General features: G+C 62.3%; 25 protein-coding genes and 1 tRNA gene. 9 read left to right on the top strand and 17 right to left on the bottom strand.

What is annotated here, in order from left to right; translation table 11 throughout:
• Positions 1-88 precede the first annotated feature (88 nt).
• A complete protein-coding gene (hisA, locus tag AC2FLX_RS00530) occupies positions 89-808 on the top strand; it encodes a 1-(5-phosphoribosyl)-5-[(5-phosphoribosylamino)methylideneamino]imidazole-4-carboxamide isomerase (RefSeq protein WP_496746276.1) in 720 nt (239 codons plus the stop codon).
• A 1-nt stretch (position 809) separates the two neighbouring features.
• On the opposite strand, the gene AC2FLX_RS00525 is transcribed toward hisA, so the two are convergent.
• Positions 810-1,253, bottom strand: a complete 444-nt coding sequence (locus AC2FLX_RS00525) for a DUF302 domain-containing protein (protein ID WP_480751017.1) — start codon at positions 1,251-1,253, stop codon at positions 810-812.
• 121 nt (positions 1,254-1,374) lie between these two features.
• On the opposite strand from AC2FLX_RS00525, the gene hisF reads away from it, so the two are divergent.
• From hisF to AC2FLX_RS00510, 3 genes are all read left to right on the top strand, one after another.
• Positions 1,375-2,136 carry an imidazole glycerol phosphate synthase subunit HisF gene (hisF, locus tag AC2FLX_RS00520; protein ID WP_496809559.1) on the top strand — a complete coding sequence of 254 codons (762 nt, stop codon included), beginning with the start codon at positions 1,375-1,377 and terminating at the stop codon, positions 2,134-2,136.
• Positions 2,133-2,450, top strand: coding sequence for a phosphoribosyl-ATP diphosphatase (locus tag AC2FLX_RS00515; protein ID WP_496809560.1), 318 nt, complete (start codon positions 2,133-2,135; stop codon positions 2,448-2,450). Before hisF ends, AC2FLX_RS00515 begins: the two co-directional genes overlap by 4 nt.
• A 66-nt stretch (positions 2,451-2,516) precedes the next feature.
• The gene (locus AC2FLX_RS00510; protein ID WP_480751022.1) at positions 2,517-3,092 is read left to right on the top strand and encodes a hypothetical protein; all 576 of its coding nucleotides are present in this window, start codon (positions 2,517-2,519) and stop codon (positions 3,090-3,092) included.
• A gap of 9 nt (positions 3,093-3,101) precedes the next feature.
• Here AC2FLX_RS00510 and AC2FLX_RS00505 read toward each other — a convergent pair whose 3' ends face one another.
• The 4 genes from AC2FLX_RS00505 to rlmB all read right to left on the bottom strand — a co-directional run bounded on the left by AC2FLX_RS00505 (position 3,102) and on the right by rlmB (position 5,391).
• A complete protein-coding gene (locus AC2FLX_RS00505) occupies positions 3,102-3,572 on the bottom strand; it encodes a CoA-binding protein (RefSeq protein ID WP_496809561.1) in 471 nt (156 codons plus the stop codon).
• A gap of 199 nt (positions 3,573-3,771) precedes the next feature.
• Entirely contained in the window at positions 3,772-4,218 is a 447-nt protein-coding gene (locus tag AC2FLX_RS00500) for a YHS domain-containing (seleno)protein (RefSeq protein WP_496809562.1), read from the bottom strand.
• A 102-nt stretch (positions 4,219-4,320) separates the two neighbouring features.
• On the bottom strand, positions 4,321-4,605 hold the full coding sequence (locus tag AC2FLX_RS00495) for a hypothetical protein (protein WP_480751170.1): 285 nt from the start codon (positions 4,603-4,605) through the stop codon (positions 4,321-4,323).
• 12 nt (positions 4,606-4,617) lie between these two features.
• The gene (rlmB, locus tag AC2FLX_RS00490; RefSeq protein ID WP_496809563.1) at positions 4,618-5,391 is read right to left on the bottom strand and encodes a 23S rRNA (guanosine(2251)-2'-O)-methyltransferase RlmB; all 774 of its coding nucleotides are present in this window, start codon (positions 5,389-5,391) and stop codon (positions 4,618-4,620) included.
• 116 nt (positions 5,392-5,507) lie between these two features.
• Here rlmB and AC2FLX_RS00485 point away from each other — a divergent pair.
• Positions 5,508-5,591 (top strand) — tRNA-Tyr (locus AC2FLX_RS00485).
• Between the two features lie 290 nt (positions 5,592-5,881).
• Here AC2FLX_RS00485 and AC2FLX_RS00480 read toward each other — a convergent pair.
• The 5 genes from AC2FLX_RS00480 to AC2FLX_RS00460 form a co-directional block, all read right to left on the bottom strand.
• On the bottom strand, positions 5,882-6,400 hold the full coding sequence (locus AC2FLX_RS00480) for a DUF2478 domain-containing protein (RefSeq protein ID WP_480751172.1): 519 nt from the start codon (positions 6,398-6,400) through the stop codon (positions 5,882-5,884).
• Positions 6,401-6,473: 73 nt separating this feature from the next.
• Positions 6,474-7,136, bottom strand: coding sequence for an NnrU family protein (locus AC2FLX_RS00475; protein WP_496809564.1), 663 nt, complete (start codon positions 7,134-7,136; stop codon positions 6,474-6,476).
• Between the two features lie 108 nt (positions 7,137-7,244).
• Positions 7,245-9,311 (bottom strand): ABC transporter permease, encoded by a 2,067-nt coding sequence (locus AC2FLX_RS00470; RefSeq protein WP_496809565.1) that lies wholly within the window; start codon positions 9,309-9,311, stop codon positions 7,245-7,247.
• The gene (locus AC2FLX_RS00465; protein ID WP_496809566.1) at positions 9,308-10,360 is read right to left on the bottom strand and encodes a quaternary amine ABC transporter ATP-binding protein; all 1,053 of its coding nucleotides are present in this window, start codon (positions 10,358-10,360) and stop codon (positions 9,308-9,310) included. Before AC2FLX_RS00465 ends, AC2FLX_RS00470 begins: the two co-directional genes overlap by 4 nt.
• A gap of 9 nt (positions 10,361-10,369) precedes the next feature.
• Positions 10,370-11,320, bottom strand: coding sequence for an ABC transporter substrate-binding protein (locus AC2FLX_RS00460; protein WP_480751033.1), 951 nt, complete (start codon positions 11,318-11,320; stop codon positions 10,370-10,372).
• A gap of 419 nt (positions 11,321-11,739) precedes the next feature.
• Here AC2FLX_RS00460 and AC2FLX_RS00455 point away from each other — a divergent pair, with 419 nt between their 5' ends.
• Positions 11,740-12,402, top strand: coding sequence for a DNA-3-methyladenine glycosylase I (locus tag AC2FLX_RS00455; RefSeq protein ID WP_496746264.1), 663 nt, complete (start codon positions 11,740-11,742; stop codon positions 12,400-12,402).
• 42 nt (positions 12,403-12,444) lie between these two features.
• A complete protein-coding gene (locus AC2FLX_RS00450; RefSeq protein ID WP_480751174.1) occupies positions 12,445-13,125 on the top strand; it encodes a hypothetical protein in 681 nt (226 codons plus the stop codon).
• A gap of 4 nt (positions 13,126-13,129) precedes the next feature.
• Here AC2FLX_RS00450 and AC2FLX_RS00445 read toward each other — a convergent pair whose 3' ends face one another.
• On the bottom strand, positions 13,130-13,465 hold the full coding sequence (locus AC2FLX_RS00445; RefSeq protein WP_480751037.1) for a c-type cytochrome: 336 nt from the start codon (positions 13,463-13,465) through the stop codon (positions 13,130-13,132).
• 70 nt (positions 13,466-13,535) lie between these two features.
• Positions 13,536-13,937 carry a c-type cytochrome gene (locus tag AC2FLX_RS00440; RefSeq protein ID WP_496746262.1) on the bottom strand — a complete coding sequence of 134 codons (402 nt, stop codon included), beginning with the start codon at positions 13,935-13,937 and terminating at the stop codon, positions 13,536-13,538.
• A 102-nt stretch (positions 13,938-14,039) separates the two neighbouring features.
• On the opposite strand from AC2FLX_RS00440, the gene AC2FLX_RS00435 reads away from it, so the two are divergent.
• A complete protein-coding gene (locus tag AC2FLX_RS00435) occupies positions 14,040-14,477 on the top strand; it encodes a DMT family transporter (RefSeq protein ID WP_480751040.1) in 438 nt (145 codons plus the stop codon).
• Here the strand turns inward: AC2FLX_RS00435 and AC2FLX_RS00430 are convergent.
• The 3 genes from AC2FLX_RS00430 to AC2FLX_RS00420 form a co-directional block, all read right to left on the bottom strand.
• Positions 14,461-15,147: an ABC transporter ATP-binding protein gene (locus tag AC2FLX_RS00430; protein ID WP_480751042.1), complete on the bottom strand. Its 687-nt coding sequence runs from the start codon at positions 15,145-15,147 to the stop codon at positions 14,461-14,463. The two genes, AC2FLX_RS00435 and AC2FLX_RS00430, sit on opposite strands and share 17 nt — an antisense overlap.
• A complete protein-coding gene (locus AC2FLX_RS00425) occupies positions 15,140-16,426 on the bottom strand; it encodes an ABC transporter permease (protein ID WP_480751044.1) in 1,287 nt (428 codons plus the stop codon). Before AC2FLX_RS00425 ends, AC2FLX_RS00430 begins: the two co-directional genes overlap by 8 nt.
• Positions 16,427-16,510: 84 nt before the next feature.
• Positions 16,511-17,470, bottom strand: coding sequence for a DUF6492 family protein (locus AC2FLX_RS00420; RefSeq protein ID WP_480751045.1), 960 nt, complete (start codon positions 17,468-17,470; stop codon positions 16,511-16,513).
• Between the two features lie 226 nt (positions 17,471-17,696).
• On the opposite strand from AC2FLX_RS00420, the gene AC2FLX_RS00415 reads away from it, so the two are divergent.
• The gene (locus AC2FLX_RS00415) at positions 17,697-18,056 is read left to right on the top strand and encodes a hypothetical protein (RefSeq protein WP_480751046.1); all 360 of its coding nucleotides are present in this window, start codon (positions 17,697-17,699) and stop codon (positions 18,054-18,056) included.
• Between the two features lie 158 nt (positions 18,057-18,214).
• Here AC2FLX_RS00415 and AC2FLX_RS00410 read toward each other — a convergent pair whose 3' ends face one another.
• Entirely contained in the window at positions 18,215-19,108 is an 894-nt protein-coding gene (locus AC2FLX_RS00410; protein WP_496809567.1) for a glycosyltransferase family 2 protein, read from the bottom strand.
• The gene (proS, locus tag AC2FLX_RS00405) at positions 19,092-20,432 is read right to left on the bottom strand and encodes a proline--tRNA ligase (protein WP_496809568.1); all 1,341 of its coding nucleotides are present in this window, start codon (positions 20,430-20,432) and stop codon (positions 19,092-19,094) included. The genes AC2FLX_RS00410 and proS overlap by 17 nt, the downstream gene beginning before the upstream one ends.
• Positions 20,433-20,486: the final 54 nt, after the last annotated feature.

The raw sequence follows: 20,486 nt of genomic DNA, 5'->3' as shown, positions 1-20,486 counted from the left end.
TCCGGCAAGATTGACTTGGCGTCGCGTTGCATCCCCTGCCCGGCCTGTGCCATATGCCGCGCAGATTTCAGCAAAAGGCCGCCCGATCATGATCCTCTATCCTGCCATCGACCTCAAAGACGGTCAGGCCGTGCGCCTGCTGCGCGGCGAAATGGACAAAGCCACCGTGTTCAACGACGATCCCGCCGCACAGGCCCGCGCCTTTGTCGATGCGGGGTGCGAATGGCTGCATCTGGTCGATCTGAACGGCGCATTTGCAGGCGAGCCGGTGAACGCCGCCCCGGTCGAGGCGATTCTCAAGGCCTGTGACGTACCCGCGCAGCTGGGTGGCGGCATCCGTGACATGGCCACCATCGAAACCTGGCTCGACAAGGGGCTGGCGCGGGTCATTCTGGGCACTGTAGCGGTTGAAAACCCCGACCTGGTGCGCGACGCCGCCAGGGCCTTCCCCGGTCACGTCGCCGTCGGCATAGACGCGCGCAATGGCATGGTCGCCACCAAGGGCTGGGCCGAAGAGACCGACGTACAGGTCACCGATCTCGCGCGCAGCTTCGAAGACGCAGGCGTCGCCGCCATCATCTATACCGACATCAACCGCGACGGGGCGATGCAAGGTCCCAATATCGAAGCCACCGCCGCCCTCGCCCGCGCCGTGTCGATCCCGGTGATTGCCAGCGGCGGCGTCAGTTCTATCGCTGACCTCATCGCCCTGCGCGATTGCGGCGCCGGGCTGAACGGCGCGATCTCTGGCCGCGCGCTCTATGACGGGGCCCTCGATCTTGCCGAAGCGATCCGGGTGCTCAAGTAACCTAATTCGCCGCCGCTCCGGTCAGTTTTCCCAAGGCACCCTGCATCTTGCCCACGACCGGGGCATCGGCGGGAATATCCAGATCCTCCAGCATCTCGGCTGGGTCTTCATAAACCAGCCAGACCTGCCCGTCAGCGTCCGAATAGGCCAGCACCTTGAGCGGCAGGAACAATCCCGCGCGCGGATCGGCCTGCATCGCCGGGGTTCCCAGCTTGGGATTGCCAAAGATCAAAAGCTGTGCCTCGCCCAGTTCCATATCGACCTTCCTGGCCCCTGCCGCGTGATCGACACGGGCGAAAACCGTTGCCCCAGCATTGCCGACCGCCGCCTCCAGAGCATCCATCGCCTCGCTCACCGATTTGTCGGTTTTGACCTTGACCAGATCGCCGGCAATCGCAGCCGCACCCGCAAACACCATCAAGGTCGCATAGAAAAGAACGCGCATATCAAATCTCCCTTTTTTGACCATTCTACCCAAATCTCCCCGACTGCGGCGTTTCATCCGGTCACAACTCTGGCATCGGCAGGGCTTTGCCGCTAGGACAACGGCAACAACAGGATCGCCCATGCTCAAGACCCGTATCATCCCCTGTCTCGATGTCGCCGATGGCCGCGTGGTCAAGGGCGTGAATTTCGTGGGCCTGCGCGACGCGGGCGATCCGGTGGAATCGGCCAAGGCTTATGACGCCGCCGGGGCCGACGAGATCTGTTTCCTCGACATCCACGCCACTCACGAAAACCGCGGTACCATGTTCGACGTGGTCCAGCGCACCGCCGAGCAATGCTTTGTTCCACTGACCGTGGGCGGAGGCGTGCGCACCAGGGACGACGTGCGCGCCCTGCTGCTGGCCGGCGCCGACAAGGTCAGCTTCAACTCCGCCGCCGTGGCCAACCCCGACGTGGTGGCCGAGGCCGCCGACCAGTTCGGCAGCCAGTGCATCGTGGTCGCCATCGACGCCAAGACCGTCAGCCCCGGTAAATGGGAGATCTTTACCCATGGCGGACGCAGGCCCACCGGCATCGACGCGATAGAGTTCGCCCGAACCGTGGTCGCCAAGGGCGCGGGCGAGATCCTGCTGACCTCGATGGATCGCGACGGCACCAAGGCGGGTTTCAACCTGCCGCTGACCCGCGCCATTTCTGACGCGGTCGACGTGCCGGTGATCGCCTCGGGCGGTGTCGGCAATCTGGATCATCTGGTCGAAGGCGTGACCAGGGGCGGCGCCAGTGCGGTGTTGGCGGCCTCGATCTTTCACTTCGGCGAATACACCATTCAAGAGGCCAAACAACACATGGCCGCCGCCGGTATCCCGATGAGGCTGACATGAGCATCCTGCACGACCTCGCCGCCACCATCGACGCCCGCAAGAAAGCCGACCCCGAGTCGAGCTGGACCGCAAAACTGCTCGCCAAAGGCCCCGAGAAATGCGCCGAGAAATTCGGCGAAGAAGCCGTCGAAGCAATCATCGAGGCCGTGAAGGGCGACGCCGAAAAACTGACCGCCGAGGCGGCGGATGTTATTTATCACCTGCTGGTCATGCTGGCCGCGTGCGACGTGCCGCTGGATGCCGTGCTTGACGAACTGGCGCGGCGGCAGGGGATCAGCGGCATCGCCGAAAAGGCCGCGCGACCCGGCAATTGAAACCTTGCCAACCCCGGTTTACCCTTGATCCGATTGCACACTCACAAAATCCCGAGGAAACAGGGAATGCTGAAATGCGTTTTGTCCATCTTCGCGGCTCTGTCTCTGGCTGTTCTGGCAGGCTGCGCCCCGGCGCCCTCTGCCACCCAGCAGGACGTTGACGAACTGGCGCGACAACTCAAAAGCCTTGGCCCCGAGGTCGATCCGGCCGAGGCCGAACGGGCGGCGCGCATCGCCTATTTCTATCCCAAACAACTGGCCGAGGAATACCAGATCACCGACCCGCCTCTGGTGCACAATGCCAAGGTCAACCACGGCTTGCGCCCGCGCGGTCTGTGCTGGCATTGGGCCGAAGACATGGAAAAACGCCTCAATCAGGAAAACTTCCGCACCCTGACGCTGCACCGGGCGATTTCCGACCCGGAAAACCCGTTCCTGATCGACCACAGCACCGCCATCATCTCGAAACGCGGGGACGACATGTATGACGGCGTCGTACTGGATCCGTGGCGGTACGGCGGCACTCTGTTCTGGGCGCCGACGCTTGAAGATACGCGATATGACTGGCGCCCCCGCATGGAAGTGCTGATCGACAAGACCCAGCGCAAGCAGGCCAAGCTTGATCAGGAATTCAACGAATAGACGCGGCGTTTACAGTTTTGATGAGATGATGCCGGTGGCAAAGCCGCCCATGCGCAGTTCACCGAACAGGCGCTGATACTCGATCTTGGGACACCGGTTCATCACCACGTCGATGCCACGCGCCTGCGCCTTTTCCGCAGCCTCGGCACTCTCGACCCCGATCTGCATCCAGATGGTTCTTAGCCCCGGAAAGAAATCCAGCGCCTCATCGACGATGGGCGGCACAGCTTCGGAGCGGCGAAAGATATCTACCATGTCCACCGGCTCGGTAATATCCGACAGCGAACCCCGCACCGTTTGCCCGAACAGCTTTTCGCCCGCATGGCCCGGATTGACCGGGATCACCCGAAATCCTTTCAGCCCAAGATAGCGCGCGACGTAATAACTGGGCCGCACCGGATTCATCGACACCCCCACCACGGCGATGACCTTGGTGCGTTGCAGAATCGTTTTGAGATAGGCGTCGGAATACTCTGGCATGTGGGCACATTATCCAGCACCGCAGAAAGAAAAAAGCGCCCAAGTTAACCTTGGGCGCCAGTTATGGAACGAGGGACAGTGAAATGACCCGCGGCAGTTCCAGTCCGCGGTCACTGTGACATTTAGGTCCTATCTCAGAGAAAAAAAGGGGCGCGCCCAAAAATGTGATGACAAGCCCGACTCAGCGAAGAATCACCATTCATCCCTGCAGCAGAGCAGGCCAGTTCTGTTCTGCCAGCGCGATATTCCCGGCAATATCCTGTTCCCAGATCTTTTCCACTTTCGGCGAATGAATCAGGTACAGCTTGTCATCCACGATACGCCAGGCTCTGGGATCGGATTCCAAAAGATGCCCACGCGACACCGCATAGGCGCAATAGCCGCCGAATTGCGGCGCAAAAGCGCGCGGGTTGGCCTCGAACATTTCTCGATGCTCCATCGAGGCAAAGCGCCACTCGGCCCCTTTCCACATCACCGAAATATCGGCCTGTCCCCTCATCGGAGCTTGCGACCGGAAATACGAAACGGCGTCAAACCCACTGACCGCCATTCCTTGGTCTGCATAGTACAAGGGTGAATCTGCCCACGCGGTTCTGGCTGCAAAAACTCCTGCCATGCCCACCACGAATTCTCGTCGCGAAATCATCAATTCTCTGCCTTAATATTCAAACTATAAAATGCATCAAACACATGCGTTTCGAAACCCCATCTGACGGTGATGTGATCGGCCTGTGTTCCAAAAAACCCGTCAATCGAAGATATCTTCGATCACATCCCAGACTTCATCCATCACCTTGGCGATCTTCCGCCGTCGTGATCCGATCTTTTTTCGTTTTTTGCGCATGTGATTCGGCATGAAACCCCGTTCCTTCTGGCCGCTTGGCTTCACGTGTTCCTTGCGCAGCATCTTTAGTGCATGCAGGGGCGCACCACAGCTCGCACAGCTCAACTCGTGGCGTTCGCGCCCGCGCAACACCAGCGCCGCACGGGTGCCGCAGTAGCAACAAGTTGCGATTTTGGCCGGTCCCGGAATTGGTGCCTCCTGTCAGACATGTCTGGAGGCATATAAGGCGATCGCCGCCGCATTCGAGACGTTGAGAGAGCCAAATCCGCCCGCCGCGTCAATCTTGACCAGCCGGTCCACTGTTTCCTTGGTCTTTTGCCTCAGTCCCGGCCCCTCGGCCCCAAGCACCAGCGCCACCGGATGGTCGCGCCGTCCCGCCAGCGCCTCTTCGATGGTCACATCCGCCTCGCCATCCAGCCCCAGCACATAAAATCCCATCCCCTGCAGTTCGACGATTGTGTCGGCCAGGTTGCGCACGCGCAGATAGGGCTGGCGCTCCAGCGCACCGCTGGCGGTTTTTGCCAATGCACCGGTTTCGGGCGCGGAATGGTGGCGTGTGCCGATCACCGCGCTGGCCCCCAGAACTTCGGCCGATCGCAGAATCGCCCCGACATTGTGCGGGTCCGTCACCCGGTCCAGCAGGATCACACGCGGGTGTTCGGCGCCTATACAGTTCTCGTCCAGCCCGCCCCATTCCAGCGGCTTGACCTCCAGCGCGGCGCCCTGATGCACCGATCCGGGATCGATTGGCGCGCTGAATTTGCGCGGGTCCACCTGCTCAGAAGAAATTCCTGCGAATTCAATGGCCTCGGCCAGCTTGTTCTGTGCATTCCGGGTCACGATAAGGCGCAGTTTCTGCCGTTTCGGGTTCATCAACGCATCGCGAACAGCGTGCAGTCCGAACAGCCAGACGGTCTCTGATGCCGCCGCTTTGCGGGCCTGTTCCTTTTCAATCACCCACTTGGGTTTCTTCATCTTACCGGCCTCCGGGCCATGAGTTCGGTTTCCTGCGCCAAAGCGGAATTTTCCTGTTGACGCTCCTTTGCCGCGCTAGTAATCACGCCTCCACGTCAGGTGCAACGCCTGACAGTGGGCGACAGGCCGCAAGGTGTGGCAGGGGACTGTAACTCCCTCGCGGAGACGCACGCCTGGTTCGATTCCAGGGTCGCCCACCACTTCTCCTTGAATTCAAATCCTTGCAACACGATCTTAAAGTGGAACATCGCCATCTGTCCGCATGCCGGCCGACGTAGCAGAGCGATGCCTCCGGATCTGGCTGAGCTGTTCAGGGGGCGATCAAAAGTCTGGAATGGCTGTTTGACCACGGGCCGAATGTCAAAGTGCCTGAGGGAAAGCCCGCCCGGTTTCCCGCACTCACCCGCTCCCCTTTTCCTAAGACAAGAAAGCGGAACAAGGGCGCAGCGATACCAGGCAGGTTTTCAATGCTTTACGAACACCGAACCGCTCAGGCGGCCGAGCGTTCCGCGATCACTGCCGCGATCCAATCCTCGATCTCGTCCAGATCGGCGGCCAGCTTGCGGGCCGCGTCGCCGGCAAATTCAAGGAACTTGTCCTCGTTCAGCCCGTTGACCCCGACCAGAACCGGGATGTCGCGCGCCAGCGCCTCGCCGATCACCGGACGGAACCCGCGGCCGTCGGATTCGTGCTTGCCGAACTTGTTCACGATCATCAGCTGCGGGCTGTTGTCCAGCGACGCGGTCACGTCGCCCACAGCCTGTTCCAGCGCCGCCGGGTCCAGCCGACAGCCCCGCGCCATAGACCCCAGCGATTGCGAGATGCGGATGGTCGCGCCGTCGGGCAGCACCTGAAGGTCCATGTCGCATTTGCTGCTGTCGTAGCATTCGGTGTTGGTCTGCACGACACCGGCCAGGGCATAGCCGCTTGCCTTCAGACGGTCGGCGGCCGCGCTCAGCAGGCGGTCGGTCGCGCCCCGGTCGGTGGTGGTGATATAGGCCAGATGCATGGTCATGGCTCCTGAACTTCGGTTGTTGGATAAGCAGATAGCACGCGCATCGGGTTTCGGCCACTCCTGTTGATTATGGCAGCGGCGACAGCCCGATCACGGGCGCGTGCAGGTGAAGGATCGCGGCATAGGCCACGGTGGCAGCCAGCCACACCCAAGGGCGCGGCCAGGGAATTGGGCGGCGCAGCGACAGACGGGCGGTATTGCGGGCAAGCTCGCGCCACTCCGGCACCTCGCGCGCCCTGCGCCGGTCGATCAGCGCCATGCCCAGCCATGCGAAACCCGCGAACAGGCCGAACAGGATCACATGAGCCAGACTGCCATTGGCGATCAGATGCGCCAGTGCCCATAGCAGCAGCGCCAGCAGGACCGGATGGCGAGTGACCGCCAGAATCCCGGGTCGTTCGGGATCAAAGGGCGTGCGCCCCAGCCCTCCGAAAGAAAACGGGTTCCGGATCGACATCCCCGCAACCGCCAGCCAGCAGACGACGGGCATGGTCAACACCGGCACCCAGCGCAAGACCGGCCAGGGCGGGATCACTTCGACATACGGCGCGCGCCCGGCTGCCACGATCAGCCAGGCCAGCACTGCCAGCGAGAACAGGGAATAGGCGGTAAAATAACCGGCCCGGCCCAGCCGGTCGATCAGCCACGGGCTCACCGGCGGGCGCACCGGCACCACATGGCTTGCCAGAAACACCCCCAACGCCAACAGAAACTCGCCCCAGCCGCTCATGCCTTGCTCCGGTCTTGTGAACTGGGATGTAAAGGGGCCGAGTGGTTTGGTCTTTGTCCGAAGTCAAGTCGGCGGCGGGATGGCACAGGTGCCGCCCCGCCGCAATTGTCAAAGACCCAGCGCCTTGCGCTTTTCCTCGGCAAAGCCCTGCACCATGCGGTCGGCGATCAACGCCAGAATGGCCATCGCGGCACCTGCGGAAATGCCAAGCCCGACATCCGCCTGTCCCAGCGCCAGATAGATCGACTGGCCCAGACCGGTGGTCCCGATCAGCGCTGCGATCACCAGCATGGCAAAGGCGTAAAGGATGGTCTGGTTCAGCCCCAGCAGGATGGTCGGCGCGGCATAGGGCGCGCGCACGTCGCGCATGATCTGCCACTCGGTCGCACCGCTGGAAATCGCCGCCTCCATCATCTCGTCCGGCGTATTGACCAGCCCGTGCCGCGTGTACCGGATCATCGGTACGATCGCATAGGCACAGATCGCCAGAAAGGCCGAGAACTCGCCGATCTGGAACACCATCAGCACCGGGATCAGGAACACGAACAGCGGGATGGTCTGCAGCATGTCGCAGATCGGCCGCACGATTTTCCACACCGGCTCCCACACCGCGCTGGCCAGCCCGATCAACCCGCCGACAACCGCGCAGGAAAACACCGCCGCACCGCTGAGATACAGCGACAGCAGCGCCCGCTCCCACAGGCCCGAAACAAGGATCGTGCACAACAGACCGACCGACAGCGCCGCCAACCGCCAGCCGCCCGCCACGTATCCCAGCGCCGCCGCACCGGTCAGCACGAAAGGCCATGGCAGATTGGCAATGCCGGTCTCCAGCATCCCTATCGCGATCAGAACGGTCAGCCCGCCGGTAATCCGGCCCTGCCACGCCATCACGACGGCAATCGCGGCCCCGGCGGCAAACAGGCCATAGCTCATCGCGGGCGTCCACATGAAGCCCCAGGTAAAAGGCAACACCGCCTGATCCAGACCGATGCGCAGAGGCAACAGAACATAGAACATCGAGTTGTTCTTGAGCCAGTCCAGCCACCCGGCATTCGCCTGCGTGAACTGCGTCAGCCCCCTGTCCACCGCTTCCGCCGCCGGGTCCAGCAGCGTCAGGTCGGACGGGTTCGGCAACCGCGCCCAAAATGCCAGCGTAAAGACCACCGCAAACCCCAGCACCGCCCAGACCACGCGCGTGTCATACCGCTTGCGTTCGGTCGCCAGAACGCCGCTCATCCGGTCGATCACCACCGCAAAAACCACGATCACCAGACCGGCCAGCAGCGACTCGCCGAACTGCGCCTTGCGCATGGTCAGCAGAACTTCCCAACCGATATCGTTGAAGCCACCGATAACGGCGGCGATGATCACCATCGACAGCGCCGCCATCAGGCACTGGTTCACTCCGACCATGATCTGGGTGGCGGCCGACGGGATCTCGACCTGGAAAAGCTGTTGAAACCGGCTTCCGCCCGACATGATGGCGGCTTCCTTCACCTCATGCTCGACCCGTTCCAGCCCCAACAGCACGTTGCGCGCCATCGGCGGCGCGGCATAGATCGCCGAAGCGATCAGGCCAACCACCGGGCCAAAGCCAAAAAGCAGCAAAAGCGGCGTCAGATAGGCAAAGGTCGGCACCGTCTGCATGATATCCAGTACCGCCTGAACGAATGCCTTTACGCGCGGCACCTCATTGGCAAGAATGCCAATCGCACCGCCCATGATCAGCGCCACCGGCACCGACACGGCGACCAGCGCCAGCGTGTTCATGCTCTCGGCCCAGTACCCCGAGGCCAGAACGAAACTCAGCCCCAGAAAGCCCAGCGCCGCCATCGGCAACCCGCCCAGATACCAGCCCAGCGCGGTGACGATGCCGATCACGATAGGCCAGGGTGTGCCGCTAAGCACGAAGTTGGCCCAGTTCATCGGATAGGCCATCACGTCCGAAAACAGCCGCGCCGCCGGTTTGATCCCGTTCAGGAACCACGCCAGGAACGATCCGACCCAATCGGTCGCCGGGATGACCCATGCCGCCGGCCATTTCACCAGCCAGGGGGCCACCGGCTCCAGCGCCAGACACAGCGCGCCCACGATCACCGTGATCAGCGCCGCCTGCGCGCCTGCCGTCAGGCGCATGGCGCGGGCGGATGCGATATCGGCAACCGCGCTCATGCCTCGTCCACCTGCAAGGCAGCGGCCAGATCGGATGGGTGAACCGTGCCGACGACCGTGCCCGATGCGTCGCGCACCGGCACCGGCTGATACAGCTGCATGCAGCGCGCCAGCGCCGTGTCCAGCGTCATCGCCGTGGTCAGTCCGGGATCGTCCGGCCCGTATTCGCCCTCGCCCGCATGCAGAACCGAGGCCACCTTGGCATGCTGCCCCTTGGCCACATCCTTGGAAAACTCGCGCACATAGTCGTCCACCGGGCGCAGCACGATATCGGACGGCGTGCCGATCTGCACGATCTTGCCATCGCGCATGATTGCGATCCTGTCCGCCAGCTTCAGCGCCTCGGCAATGTCGTGGGTGATGAAGACGATAGATTTCTTCAACGTCGCCTGGATTCGCAGAAACTCGTCCTGCAACTGCCGCCGGATCAGCGGATCAAGCGCCGAGAACGGCTCGTCCAGAAACCAGATATCGGGGTTCACCGCCAGCGACCGGGCGATACCCACGCGCTGCCGCTGCCCACCCGACAATTGGCGCGGGAAACTGTCCTCGCGCCCGTCAAGGCCCACCAGCGAAATGACCTCCTGCGCCCGCGCACGGCGCTCCTTCTTGCCAACACCCTGCACCCGCAGCGGATAGGCCACGTTTTCTGCCACGGTCATGTGCGGGAACAGGCCGAAATGCTGGAACACCATGCCCAGCGTCTTGCGGCGCAATTCGGTCAGGCGCTTTTTCGTCGCACCGACGACATTGTCGCCTTCGATCCGGATTTCTCCGCCGGTTCCGGGCAGCAGTTGCGAGATACAGCGGATCAGTGTCGACTTGCCCGACCCCGACAGCCCCATGATGACAAAAAGCTCGCCCTCCTTGACGTCGAAATTGGCATCCTGCACGGCGGGGATGTATCCCTTTTCGCGCAGATCGCCGGCGGCCTTGTCGGCATCTCCCCCTGACCGAGACAGCGCGTCGGTCAGGGCTTTTTCCGCACCGGGGCCAAAGACCTGCCAGAGGTTCCGGCAGGCAATGGCTGGCGTTTTGGTGTCAGTCACCTATGGGACTCACTTGGTTGCGGCGTCGACAACCGGACGCCACTTGCCCTCGTTCTCGGCCATCCATGCGGCCACGACGTCTTCGACCGCGCCGCCATCGACATCGATCGCGCCCATCATCGGCTGCTGGTCCTCGACCGCCAGTTGATAGTTGGTCAGGATCTCATAGGCGGCGGGCCATTTGTCGGCCATGCCGTTCCAGCCGGCCTTGAAGATGCGCGAAGGTGAAAAATCGCAATCGTTGACCGCGTCAGGGTTCGGACCCCATGCCGGATCGTTGAAACACGCCTCTTCACCCGGCGGCAGGTCGACGAATTTCACGTCATAGGCCGACATTGCCCAATGCGGCTGCCAGAAGGTGATCAGCAGCGGCGACTTGCGCTCGGTCGAGGCGCGCAATTCGGCGATCAGCGCCCCTTCGGAACCCGCCGGAACCGCCTTGAACGGCAAGGCAAGACCGGTCATGCGGTCCGCGCCCGGCGTCCCCCAGTCAGCCGGATAATCGACCAGACGGCCCGATGGCAGCGTTTCGGCAGTGGCGAACATCTGCGCGCAGTCGGCCAGCGCTTCCCACGCCGGCAGACCGGGGCACAGTTCGCCCACATGCGCCGGATAAGCGATGCCTTCCTTTGCGGCCAGGCCCAGATCGCCGATCTCGACAACGGATCCCTCGTCGATCTTCTTGGCATATTCGTCCGACACGTTGGACGACCAGATTTCCAGCGTTGCGTGAATGTCGCCATCCGCCAACGCCTGGAACTGGTTCATCATGCCCGCGGTGACATATTCCACATTGTACCCGGCGGCTTTCAGCATCTCGCCGGCGACATGCGTGGTGACGTGCTGACCGGTCCACTCGTTGATCGCCAGCTTGATCGGCTCGTCCACCGCGCCCATGTCGGCGGCATAGGCCGACCCTGCAACAGTTGCGGCAACAAGGCCGAGGCTCAGTTTCTTCATCATTTCTCTCCCAGTTGGCAAATCGGCCCTCTCGCGACCGTTCATATTCCAAGGTCTCATATTGCCGACAACTCTCGGCGCACTGCAATATGGAAACCCGGAAAAGTTCAAACCCCATCGCGCCAAAGACGACCACGCCCCGGCACTGTTTCCTCCCCTCCATTCCGGACCTGCACCCCGGTCTGGTCTCTCCATGATCCTAGTCTTGCCGGTTATTGATTGACCAGTCAATCACGAATCTCACCTTCCCGTGATCCCGGCACCCCAAGATCCGCTCGGACAGCAGTTCTTGGCAGCGCTCCTGCGCCCCGACAAGCTCCCCGCAACGGCGGAGGTACATATGACACCAGAACAAGCGCATGATTTCCGCTTGCCAAGGCAAAGCGAAAGGAACCACTCTGACGCAGGAGGATGCCGACATGCACCATTTCGACGAGATATTTCAACTCGCCGCCGACCGGCACGGCGGCCCGGATGCGCTGAACGAAAAACTGGTCAAACCCAAATCGGCTGCCGAGCTGGCCGCCTTGCCCGAGGACAGGTGGCTGTCGACCATCACCAAATGCGTGTTTCAGGCCGGGTTCAACTGGAAGGTCATCGAAGCCAAATGGGACGGGTTCGAAACCGCGTTCGACGGCTTCGACGTGGGCCGCTGCGCCTTCATGGACGATGAAAAATTCGACGCGCTGCTGCAGGATACCCGCATCGTGCGCAACGGCACCAAGATCGCCACGGTTCGCGACAACGCCGCCTTTCTGATGGAGCTTCGTGAACAGGGCGGCGCGGGCACGGTTCTGGGCGGCTGGCCCTCGACCGACTATGTCGGGCTGCTCGCCATGCTGGGCAAACGCGGCTCGCGTCTGGGCGGCGCCACCGCGCAATATGCCATGCGTTTTGTCGGGCGCGACAGTTTCATCCTGTCCCGTGATGTTACCGCCCGACTGGTGGCCGAAGGCGTGGTCGACAAGACGCCCACCTCGAAAAAGGCACTGGCCGCGACGCAGGACGCGTTCAACAAATGGATGGATCAATCCGGCCGGTCACTGACCGAAATCAGCCGGGTTCTGGCCATGAGCCTGTGAAAACGTCTTGCGGCAGACCGAATGCGGGCTACTCTCGAAATCATGGTTTTACGCGCGTTTCTTGTCCTTCTTCTGTTTGCCGCCTGCGGTCGCCCCCTGACCGACACCGAACGCGACTTTGCCGCCCGTGTTCATGGCGAAAGCCTCAACCTCGACCGTGTGCGCCTGGTCGAAGGCGCGCCAGTGGCGGCGGTGACCTTCCGGCGCAACCAGCGCCCGCGCGTGACCTGCCGCGAGCGCATCCTGCCGCCCCTCAAGGAAGAGATCGTAACCAGCAAACCCGCCGCCGTGGCCCTGTTCAACAAGGTCTATTTTACCCGTGACTGGTACCTTGACGATTACATGAGCGAATATCCCGACAGCCTCAACCTGGTGGCCGCCATGCTGCTGGCCCATGAACTGACCCATGTCTGGCAATGGCAGAACCGCCGCGAAACCGGATATCACCCGCTGCGCGCCGCCGCGGAACATGGTGGGGATGACGATCCTTACCTGTTCGACCTCGACGGGCCTGCCGATTTCCTCAGCTACGGGTTCGAACAGCAAGGCGCGATCATCGAGGAATATGTCTGTTGCCGCGCCCTCGCACCCGGGGCACAGCGCACCAAACGCCTGCACGCCATGCTCAGCCAGTCGATGCAGGTGGCCGATCTGCCGCAATCGCGCGAAACCGACGTGGTCATTCCGTGGAGCGGCGCGGAAATTCAGGGCATCTGCGACTGATCGTTCAGCCGCTGACCTGAATGCTTTCCAGATAGGCCAGCAAGGCGGCCAACGGGCGCGGCGTGGGCGTCAGCACCCCATTCACTTCGACCGGCACCAGCTCTCCCTCCAGCAGCCCGCCGAATTCCGGCATGATGTCGGGCGACACCCTGCCACGCCCGTAACCATCGATCTGCGACATCACCTCGGCGCGCGGGAACGTCCCGCCATTGCGCTCCGCAATGCGCGTCAGATCGGGCGCGACCTGGCCTTCGGCCAGTGTCCCGCCCCGCCCGTCGTAATCGTGGCAGGCCGTGCAGTTGGCGGCAAAAATCGCCTCGCCCTCGGACGGCGTCGGCATCCTTGGCTCCGGTGTGCAGGCGGCCAGAATCAAAACCCCTGCCAATCCAATGCCCGTGATACGCATGCTCTTAGCTACCCTGCAGTGTTTTCAGATACGCGACCAGATCGGCAATCGGCTCGCTGGTCAGGATCGGCTGCCCGGCAGGCGTCTTGATCGCCACGTCACTACCCTCGAAATAGGGGCCGTAAACCGGCATCGGGCTGCCGTGGCTGACCAGCGGGTCGCGCCCGTCGATGCGGCGCACCACGCGCTCGGTCGGAAACTCGCCGTCCGCGCCCTGCAAGGCGGTCAGGTCTACCGGCTGGATGATCAGAACCCCGGCCATTGGCCCGTGCCCCGTCGCCTCGATGCCGTGACAGGTGGCGCAATGGTGGCGATAGATTTCGGCCCCGCGTTCGGCATCCTGCGCCGCGACAGGCGCTGCCAGGGCAATACCTGCGGCCATTGCATATCCAAGAACTGTCCTCATCGATCCCTCTCCACATCTGATCTGCGCAATTGCAGGCTTGCCCACAACCGGGAGTATCACAATGATCCAGATCAACGATTTACGGGCAGAAGGGATTCGGGCATGACACAATACGCAGCAATCATGTTGGCCGCAGGGATCGGTATCCCGATCCTCGCCGCACTGAACGCCGCTTTGGGCAAGCTGATCGGCTCGCCAACCGCTGCCGCGGTCGTTCTTTTTGCCGTGGCCCTTGGCGCCTCGGCGCTGGTCATGCTGCTGTTCCCAGGCCCGCAGGCGCTGGCCAAGGTCGCCTCCAGCCCCAAACACCTGCTGCTTGGCGGCCTGCTGGTGGCCTTTTACGTGCTGTCCATCACCCATGTCGCGCCGCATTTCGGCGTCGGCAATGCGGTGTTCTTCGTGCTGCTCGGGCAATTGCTCAGCACCGCCGCCATCGATCACTATGGCCTGTTCGGCGCACAGGTCACCCCACTGACCCTGATGCGCGCTGGCGGTATCGCGGTCATGGCCATTGGCGTTGCGATCACTCAGCTGGCCTGAGAACGCCCGCCTCCAGCCGCACGACGCGATCCATCCGTGCTGCCAGGTCCATGTTGTGCGTCGCGATCAGCGCGGACAACCCATTGCCGCGCACCAGATCCATCAGCGCGTCGAACACCTGATCCGAGGTCTCGGGGTCCAGGTTGCCCGTCGGCTCGTCCGCCAGCAACACCCGCGGCGCATTCGCCAGCGCGCGGCAAAAGGCCACCCGCTGCTGCTCGCCCCCGGACAAAGCTGCCGGGCGATGCCCCGCACGCCCCGCCACGCCGACGCGCCCCAGCAGATCCATCGCCCGCGCCTCAGCCTCCTTTTCGGACACGCCGTTTGCCAGCTGCGGCAAGGTGATGTTTTCCAGGGCCGTGAACTCGGGCAGCAGATGGTGGAACTGATAGACGAACCCGACATCCCGCCGCCGGATCGCCGTGCGCGTCCGGTCGCCCTTGCCGCTGGCCGCCTGGCCCGCGACCTCGACCGTCCCGGTGTCCGGCGTATCGAGCAGCCCGGCAATATGCAAAAGCGTCGACTTGCCCGCCCCCGACGGCGCCACCAGCGCCACCGCCTCGCCCGCGCGCAACTCCAGATCGGCACCGCGCAGAACCTGCACCTCACCCGGCGTGCCCTGCAGATAAGTCTTGGTCAGGCCGTCCAGCCGCAAAGTCACGTCATTCATAGCGCAACGCCTCGACCGGATTCAGCCGCGCCGCACGGCGGGCCGGGAAATAGGTGACGAAAAACGACAGCCCCAGCGACAGCCCCACCGCCTTGAGTACATCCCCCAGATGCAACTCGGCCGGCAGCGCGTATATCCCCCGGATCGCCGGGTCCCAGACCCCGCCGCCCATCGCGAAGTTCACAAAGGAAAAGATCGGATCGATATACAGCGCGAACAGGCACCCCAGGATCACTCCCATCGCGGTGCCGATCATCCCCGTGAACGCCCCGCAGATGAAAAACACCCGCAGCACCGAACCCTCGCTCAACCCGATGGTGCGCAGGATGCCGATATCGCGCCCCTTGTTCTTGACCAGCATGATCAGGCCCGACACGATATTCATCGCCGCGATCAGCACCAGGATCGACAGGATGATGAACATAACGTTGTCCTCAACCTCCAAAGCCCGCAGAAACCCGCCCGAGGAATCCTTCCACGTCCAGATCTGCATCCGCTCTCCGGCAGCATCATAGAGCGGCAGGATCATCGGATCCAACTCTTCCGGGGCTTCGACCATTACTTCAATTTCATCCGCCAACTCTTCGCGGTTAAAGAATTTTTGTGCCTCACCAAATGGCAGATAGGCCCGCGTCCGGTCTATGTCATACCGCCCCGCCGAAAACACATAGACAACCTCATAGGCGTTCACACGAGGCGACACCCCGAACGCCGTCCTGACCCCGTTGGGCGAGGTCAGCTTGACCCGGTCGCCAACCGTTGCACCGATGGCGCGTGCCACGCCCGAGCCGATGGCGATGCCTTCATCGAACCGGGCAAGATCGCCATACGCATCCTCACTTTGTGCAATCCCCGGCAGCTTCAGCAGGTCATCCTTGCGAATGCCGAATATCTGCACACCCGAACTTGCCTCGCGATTGGTAATCAGCACTTCACCCTTGACCAGCGGCGCCGCGCTGACGACGCCCGGAACCTGCGCCACCCGCTGCGCAATCGCGTCAAACTCCTTGATCGTCCGGTCCACCCGCCCCTGCGCATCGATCTCGCCTGCGCTGTACAGGGTGACATGCGCGTTCGCCCCCAGAATGGTACCGACGAACTCCGACCGGAACCCCGACCGAACCGCCAGCGTCGCAATCAGCGCGAACACCGCCAGCGTGATGCCGATCAACGAGATCCAGGTCATCACGCTGACCCCGCCCTCGGCCCGCCGGGCGCGCAGATACCGCCAGGCGATCTTCCATTCGAATGGCGCAAAAGGAGGTGGGGTGCCGGTCATGAAATCTCCGCGGGTTTGCGTGCCGGACCCTCGTTCGATCACAGCCGATGGTCAAGGGAAGAGTTTGCGCAGGGCGCAATGTTGTCAGCCGGATACTGCCGATACCCGCGCCAGGACCGCCCGCGCGGTGTCCCGGTCACAAATTCCCCGCGCCTCGAGCGCGGCAAAGACACGCGCTCGCATATCCTCGGACAAGGCCGCAAAGGCCCGGGTGTCCAGCCCAAAGGACAAGGTTTCCACCCGTTCCAGCCGATCGATCTCAGCCGCCACCTGCTCGGGCGAATTGGTCGGCCAAAGCTCCGCATTCCGGCGCATGGTTTCCTCGAACCCGGCGCGGATATCGCCATATTCCCCCAGGCAAAAGGCGTTCAGCAACATGAACTCCGACAGGTTGCGCCGCGACGCGAACAGGCCCTGCACCGAATGGTACCGCGCCTCGATATCTCCGCACAGATCCTGCGCCAATTGACGCCTGACCGGAAACGGCATCGAAAATGTCGTTGTCCGGACAGTGTCCGGATTTGCCGCCTGCATGCCCAGCGCATTCAGGCTCTCGCGCCACCACGCCCGGTGACACTCGTTTTCGGGCCGAAGGAATGTCAGTTTGCCCCTGACGTCGCTGGTAAAGAAATCCTCTGCCGTCACCGGACGCAGGAACAGGTTCTGGGTGTCCAGAATAACCACTCGCTCGCATGGTGCCCGCGCCGCCGCCGCCAGATTAAGCGCCTGCTGCATACGATAGCCGTCGTTGCCCCGCCAGCCCTCACGCAACAGGTCATCCCCGCGCAGAATACGCAGTTTGGCCGCCAAGGGACCATAGGCGGCCAGCAACGGCTCCAGCGCCCGTTCAAGCACGGCCTCGTTGCAGTCGTTCATCACGACCTGGATCGACCCGACCTGACCCGTGTCCAGAAACCGGGCCATCGACAGGGCCTGAAGCTCCAGCAATGGGTAGTCTCGCGAATAGACCACCGTCACGAAACTCATCGCCATGCCGTTCTGCCCGTATCCATTGCAACCGGCGCGCGACGCCGCTCTGTTCACCTTTCACACCTGCAGCGTCAGGCGCGACAATTCAAGTGTCACCGCAAATGCCCGGCCAATCAGGCGCCAAGGATTGTCCCCAGAACACAAACAATTCGTTTCCGGTTGCGCTAACTGACTTCCAAATGCAACGCTCCTCGAGTAATTTTATTTCACTGTTTGACCGGATAGGGAAATTTTGACACCCTGCTCCGGGGGATTAATGAGTTTAGAGCGGGAGACGCTCATGAGTTATGAAGAACGAATTCAACCCGTAGGCCCATCGGGGCCGAACCACGCCTCAACTCAACTGGATTGCGAAACCGCCGCCCTTCTTCGCGCGGCGATCCGACCGGATTTCGAAAACGCCGCCAGTTGGACAACGCTCAGGGACACGTTGCGCGCCAAGGGTTACCGGCTGGTTTTCCGGCAGGGTCGGCTCTGCATCACCGACCGGACAACCGGCGGCAGGATCTGTGGGCTGCGTTTTCTCGGCATCGAATTACGCGATCTGGTGCGGCGGTTCGGTCGCCCCATCGTCGTGGCCCTGCCCGGCAGCAACGCAGATGGCGATCTGATCGCCGCGCGACCGGCGCATCCGTCCTGAGCGTCGGCGACACGCCAAGGCAACCCCGCTACGGTTACCGCTCGGGGTTCGCTGCTTCTTTCTGGTTGCAAGTACCCCAGAGAGTTTGAGGGACAGCGTCCCTCAATCCAAGATCGAAAAGAGCGCGCCGAAGGCGCTCAATCCGAAAACCGCAAGGCTCAGAATTTCCGCCAGGGCTGCAAATTGCGCCGGATGGTCTTGAACAGACTGTGCCGCGCCGCCGCGCGCAGCGCCTCCGATTGCCCCCGCCGCCGCAAGACGTCCAGCACCAGGGCTGCCGGCATGTGCCCCCGCTTGTAGAACCTTACAAAATCCTCAACAGTCAGTCCCTTGGCCGAGGAATACCCGTCAAAGAACTTCATCCAGATCTTTGCATAATCCTGCGCGGTCCGCTCATCGTCTCCCGACACTCCCCGGGTCCAGAACAACGATACCGGATGTTCCAGCCGCTCGCCGCGATATCCCGCTGCGATCATCCGCAGCATCATGTCGTAATCTGCCGCCACCGGAAAACTCAGGTCATGCCCGCCCAGTGCCAGAAACACCTCGCGGCGGATGAACACCGAGTTGTGGCAGAACGGCATCCGCTGCAACACAGCCTTCAGCGACATCCGGTTCTGGATGTGAATCCCGCCCGCGCCCATCTGCTGTGCCGTCGCGCCAAACAGGAAATCCGGCCGCGAAGCCTCCAACGCGTCAGCCGCCGCATTCAGTACATCGTCCGAGGCCAGCGCGTCATCCGAGTTCAGAAACAGCACATAATCCCCCCGCGCCGCCGCAACGGCGCGGTTCATGGCGTCGTACAATCCGGCATCTTGGGTGCTTTGAATGCGTACAAACCGGTCAATTCGGGTGTACTCCCGAATGAAGTCGATTGTACCATCGGCCGAGGCCCCGTCCTGGATCACATGCTCGAACCGGGCACAATCCTGCCGCCTCAGGCATGCGACAACCTCGCGAAAACTGTCGCCGCGCCCCTGGGACAGCAGGTTGTACGTGGCCGTGATCACCGAGATCAGCGGCCCGTCACTCTGCTCAGGCAATGCCTTCATAAATGCCCGCAAGCTTGGTGACCGCCTGTTCCGGGCTCAGCTCCTCGCTTTCCCCGGTGCGGCGACAGGTGAGTTCGACCACCCCGTTCTTGAGCCCGCGAGGCCCGACCGTGACCCGCCACGGCAAACCGATCAGGTCCATGGTGGCGAACTTGCCGCCCGCCCGCTCGTTTCGGTCATCGTAAAGCGGGTCAAGTCCCAGATGCGTCATCGCCCCATAGAGTTTTTCACAGGCCGCGTCGGCCGCGTCATCGCCCTGTTTCAGGTTGACGATACCGCAATGGAACGGCGTCACGCCTTCGGGCCAGATGATGCCCTTGTCGTCGTGGCTGGCCTCGATGATCGCGCCGATCAGGCGGCTGACACCGATGCCGTGGCTGCCCATATGTACCGGCACCGATTTTCCGTCGGGGCCTTGTACAGTTGCCCCCATCGGATCGGAATACTTGGTACCGAAATAGAAGATCTGCCCCACCTCGATCCCCCGCGCCGACCGCCGGCGCCCTTCGGGGATCTGGTTGAACAGCGCCTCGTCATGGGTTTCATCGGTCCGGGCATAGAGCGAAGTAAACTCCTCCAGCACCGCCTGACACTGGGCCTTGTCGTCATAGTCGATCTCGCGCTGCCCCAGCCGAATATCGGTGACCTGGCTGTCATAGAACACCTCGGATTCACCGGTTTCGGCCAGCACCAGGAATTCATGAGTATCGTCCCCACCGATCGGCCCCGAGTCAGCACGCATCGGGATGGCCTGCAGGCCCATGCGCTCGTAGGTGCGCAGATAGCTGACGAGATGGCGGTTATAGGCGTGCAGCGCATCCTCTTTGGTCAGGTCAAAGTTGTAGCCGTCCTTCATCAGAAATTCGCGCCCCCGCATCACACCGAAGCGCGGGCGGATTTCGTCGCGGAATTTCCACTGAATCTGATAAAGTGTCAGCGGTAGATCCTTGTAACTGCTGACATGTCCGCGAAAGATATCGGTGACCAGTTCCTCGGCCGTCGGTGTGTATAGCATGTCGCGGCCGTGTCGATCCTGCATCCGCAGCATTTCCTGGCCGTAGTCATCATAGCGCCCGGACTCGCGCCACAGATCCGCCGATTGCAGGATCGGCATCTGGATTGCGATATGCCCTGCCCGCGCCTGCTCTTCATGCACGATGTTTTCCAGTTTGCGCAGAACCTTGAAGCCAAGCGGCAGCCAGGAATAGATACCGGCGGCGGCCTGCTTGATCATCCCTGCCCGCAGCATCAGGCGATGGCTGACGATTTGGGCCTCGGACGGGTTTTCCTTGAGAACAGGCAGGAAATAGCGGGACAGACGCATAGGCAATCCTCTTTGGCAAGCGAAAGCCCGAACGCTCTACGCGATCCACAAACC

The organism is Ruegeria sp. YKSF57 (assembly GCF_059612585.1).
This window is presented reverse-complemented; position numbering and strand designations above follow the sequence as displayed.

Coding starts and splice junctions, on each gene's coding strand:
- AC2FLX_RS00425 (WP_480751044.1), bottom strand. CDS start 16,426: ATGACCGGCACCCCACCTCCTTTTGCGCCATTCGAATGGAAGATCGCC.
- hisF (WP_496809559.1), top strand. CDS start 1,375: ATGCTCAAGACCCGTATCATCCCCTGTCTCGATGTCGCCGATGGCCGC.
- AC2FLX_RS00415 (WP_480751046.1), top strand. CDS start 17,697: ATGAGTTATGAAGAACGAATTCAACCCGTAGGCCCATCGGGGCCGAAC.
- AC2FLX_RS00430 (WP_480751042.1), bottom strand. CDS start 15,147: ATGAATGACGTGACTTTGCGGCTGGACGGCCTGACCAAGACTTATCTG.
- AC2FLX_RS00510 (WP_480751022.1), top strand. CDS start 2,517: ATGCTGAAATGCGTTTTGTCCATCTTCGCGGCTCTGTCTCTGGCTGTT.
- AC2FLX_RS00440 (WP_496746262.1), bottom strand. CDS start 13,937: ATGAGGACAGTTCTTGGATATGCAATGGCCGCAGGTATTGCCCTGGCA.
- AC2FLX_RS00410 (WP_496809567.1), bottom strand. CDS start 19,108: ATGAAGGCATTGCCTGAGCAGAGTGACGGGCCGCTGATCTCGGTGATC.
- AC2FLX_RS00475 (WP_496809564.1), bottom strand. CDS start 7,136: ATGAGCGGCTGGGGCGAGTTTCTGTTGGCGTTGGGGGTGTTTCTGGCA.
- rlmB (WP_496809563.1), bottom strand. CDS start 5,391: ATGAAGAAACCCAAGTGGGTGATTGAAAAGGAACAGGCCCGCAAAGCG.
- hisA (WP_496746276.1), top strand. CDS start 89: ATGATCCTCTATCCTGCCATCGACCTCAAAGACGGTCAGGCCGTGCGC.
- AC2FLX_RS00445 (WP_480751037.1), bottom strand. CDS start 13,465: ATGCCGACGCCGTCCGAGGGCGAGGCGATTTTTGCCGCCAACTGCACG.
- AC2FLX_RS00470 (WP_496809565.1), bottom strand. CDS start 9,311: ATGAGCGCGGTTGCCGATATCGCATCCGCCCGCGCCATGCGCCTGACG.
- AC2FLX_RS00515 (WP_496809560.1), top strand. CDS start 2,133: ATGAGCATCCTGCACGACCTCGCCGCCACCATCGACGCCCGCAAGAAA.
- AC2FLX_RS00435 (WP_480751040.1), top strand. CDS start 14,040: ATGACACAATACGCAGCAATCATGTTGGCCGCAGGGATCGGTATCCCG.
- AC2FLX_RS00450 (WP_480751174.1), top strand. CDS start 12,445: ATGGTTTTACGCGCGTTTCTTGTCCTTCTTCTGTTTGCCGCCTGCGGT.
- AC2FLX_RS00460 (WP_480751033.1), bottom strand. CDS start 11,320: ATGAAGAAACTGAGCCTCGGCCTTGTTGCCGCAACTGTTGCAGGGTCG.
- AC2FLX_RS00480 (WP_480751172.1), bottom strand. CDS start 6,400: ATGCATCTGGCCTATATCACCACCACCGACCGGGGCGCGACCGACCGC.
- AC2FLX_RS00525 (WP_480751017.1), bottom strand. CDS start 1,253: ATGCGCGTTCTTTTCTATGCGACCTTGATGGTGTTTGCGGGTGCGGCT.
- AC2FLX_RS00455 (WP_496746264.1), top strand. CDS start 11,740: ATGCACCATTTCGACGAGATATTTCAACTCGCCGCCGACCGGCACGGC.
- proS (WP_496809568.1), bottom strand. CDS start 20,432: ATGCGTCTGTCCCGCTATTTCCTGCCTGTTCTCAAGGAAAACCCGTCC.
- AC2FLX_RS00505 (WP_496809561.1), bottom strand. CDS start 3,572: ATGCCAGAGTATTCCGACGCCTATCTCAAAACGATTCTGCAACGCACC.
- AC2FLX_RS00500 (WP_496809562.1), bottom strand. CDS start 4,218: ATGATTTCGCGACGAGAATTCGTGGTGGGCATGGCAGGAGTTTTTGCA.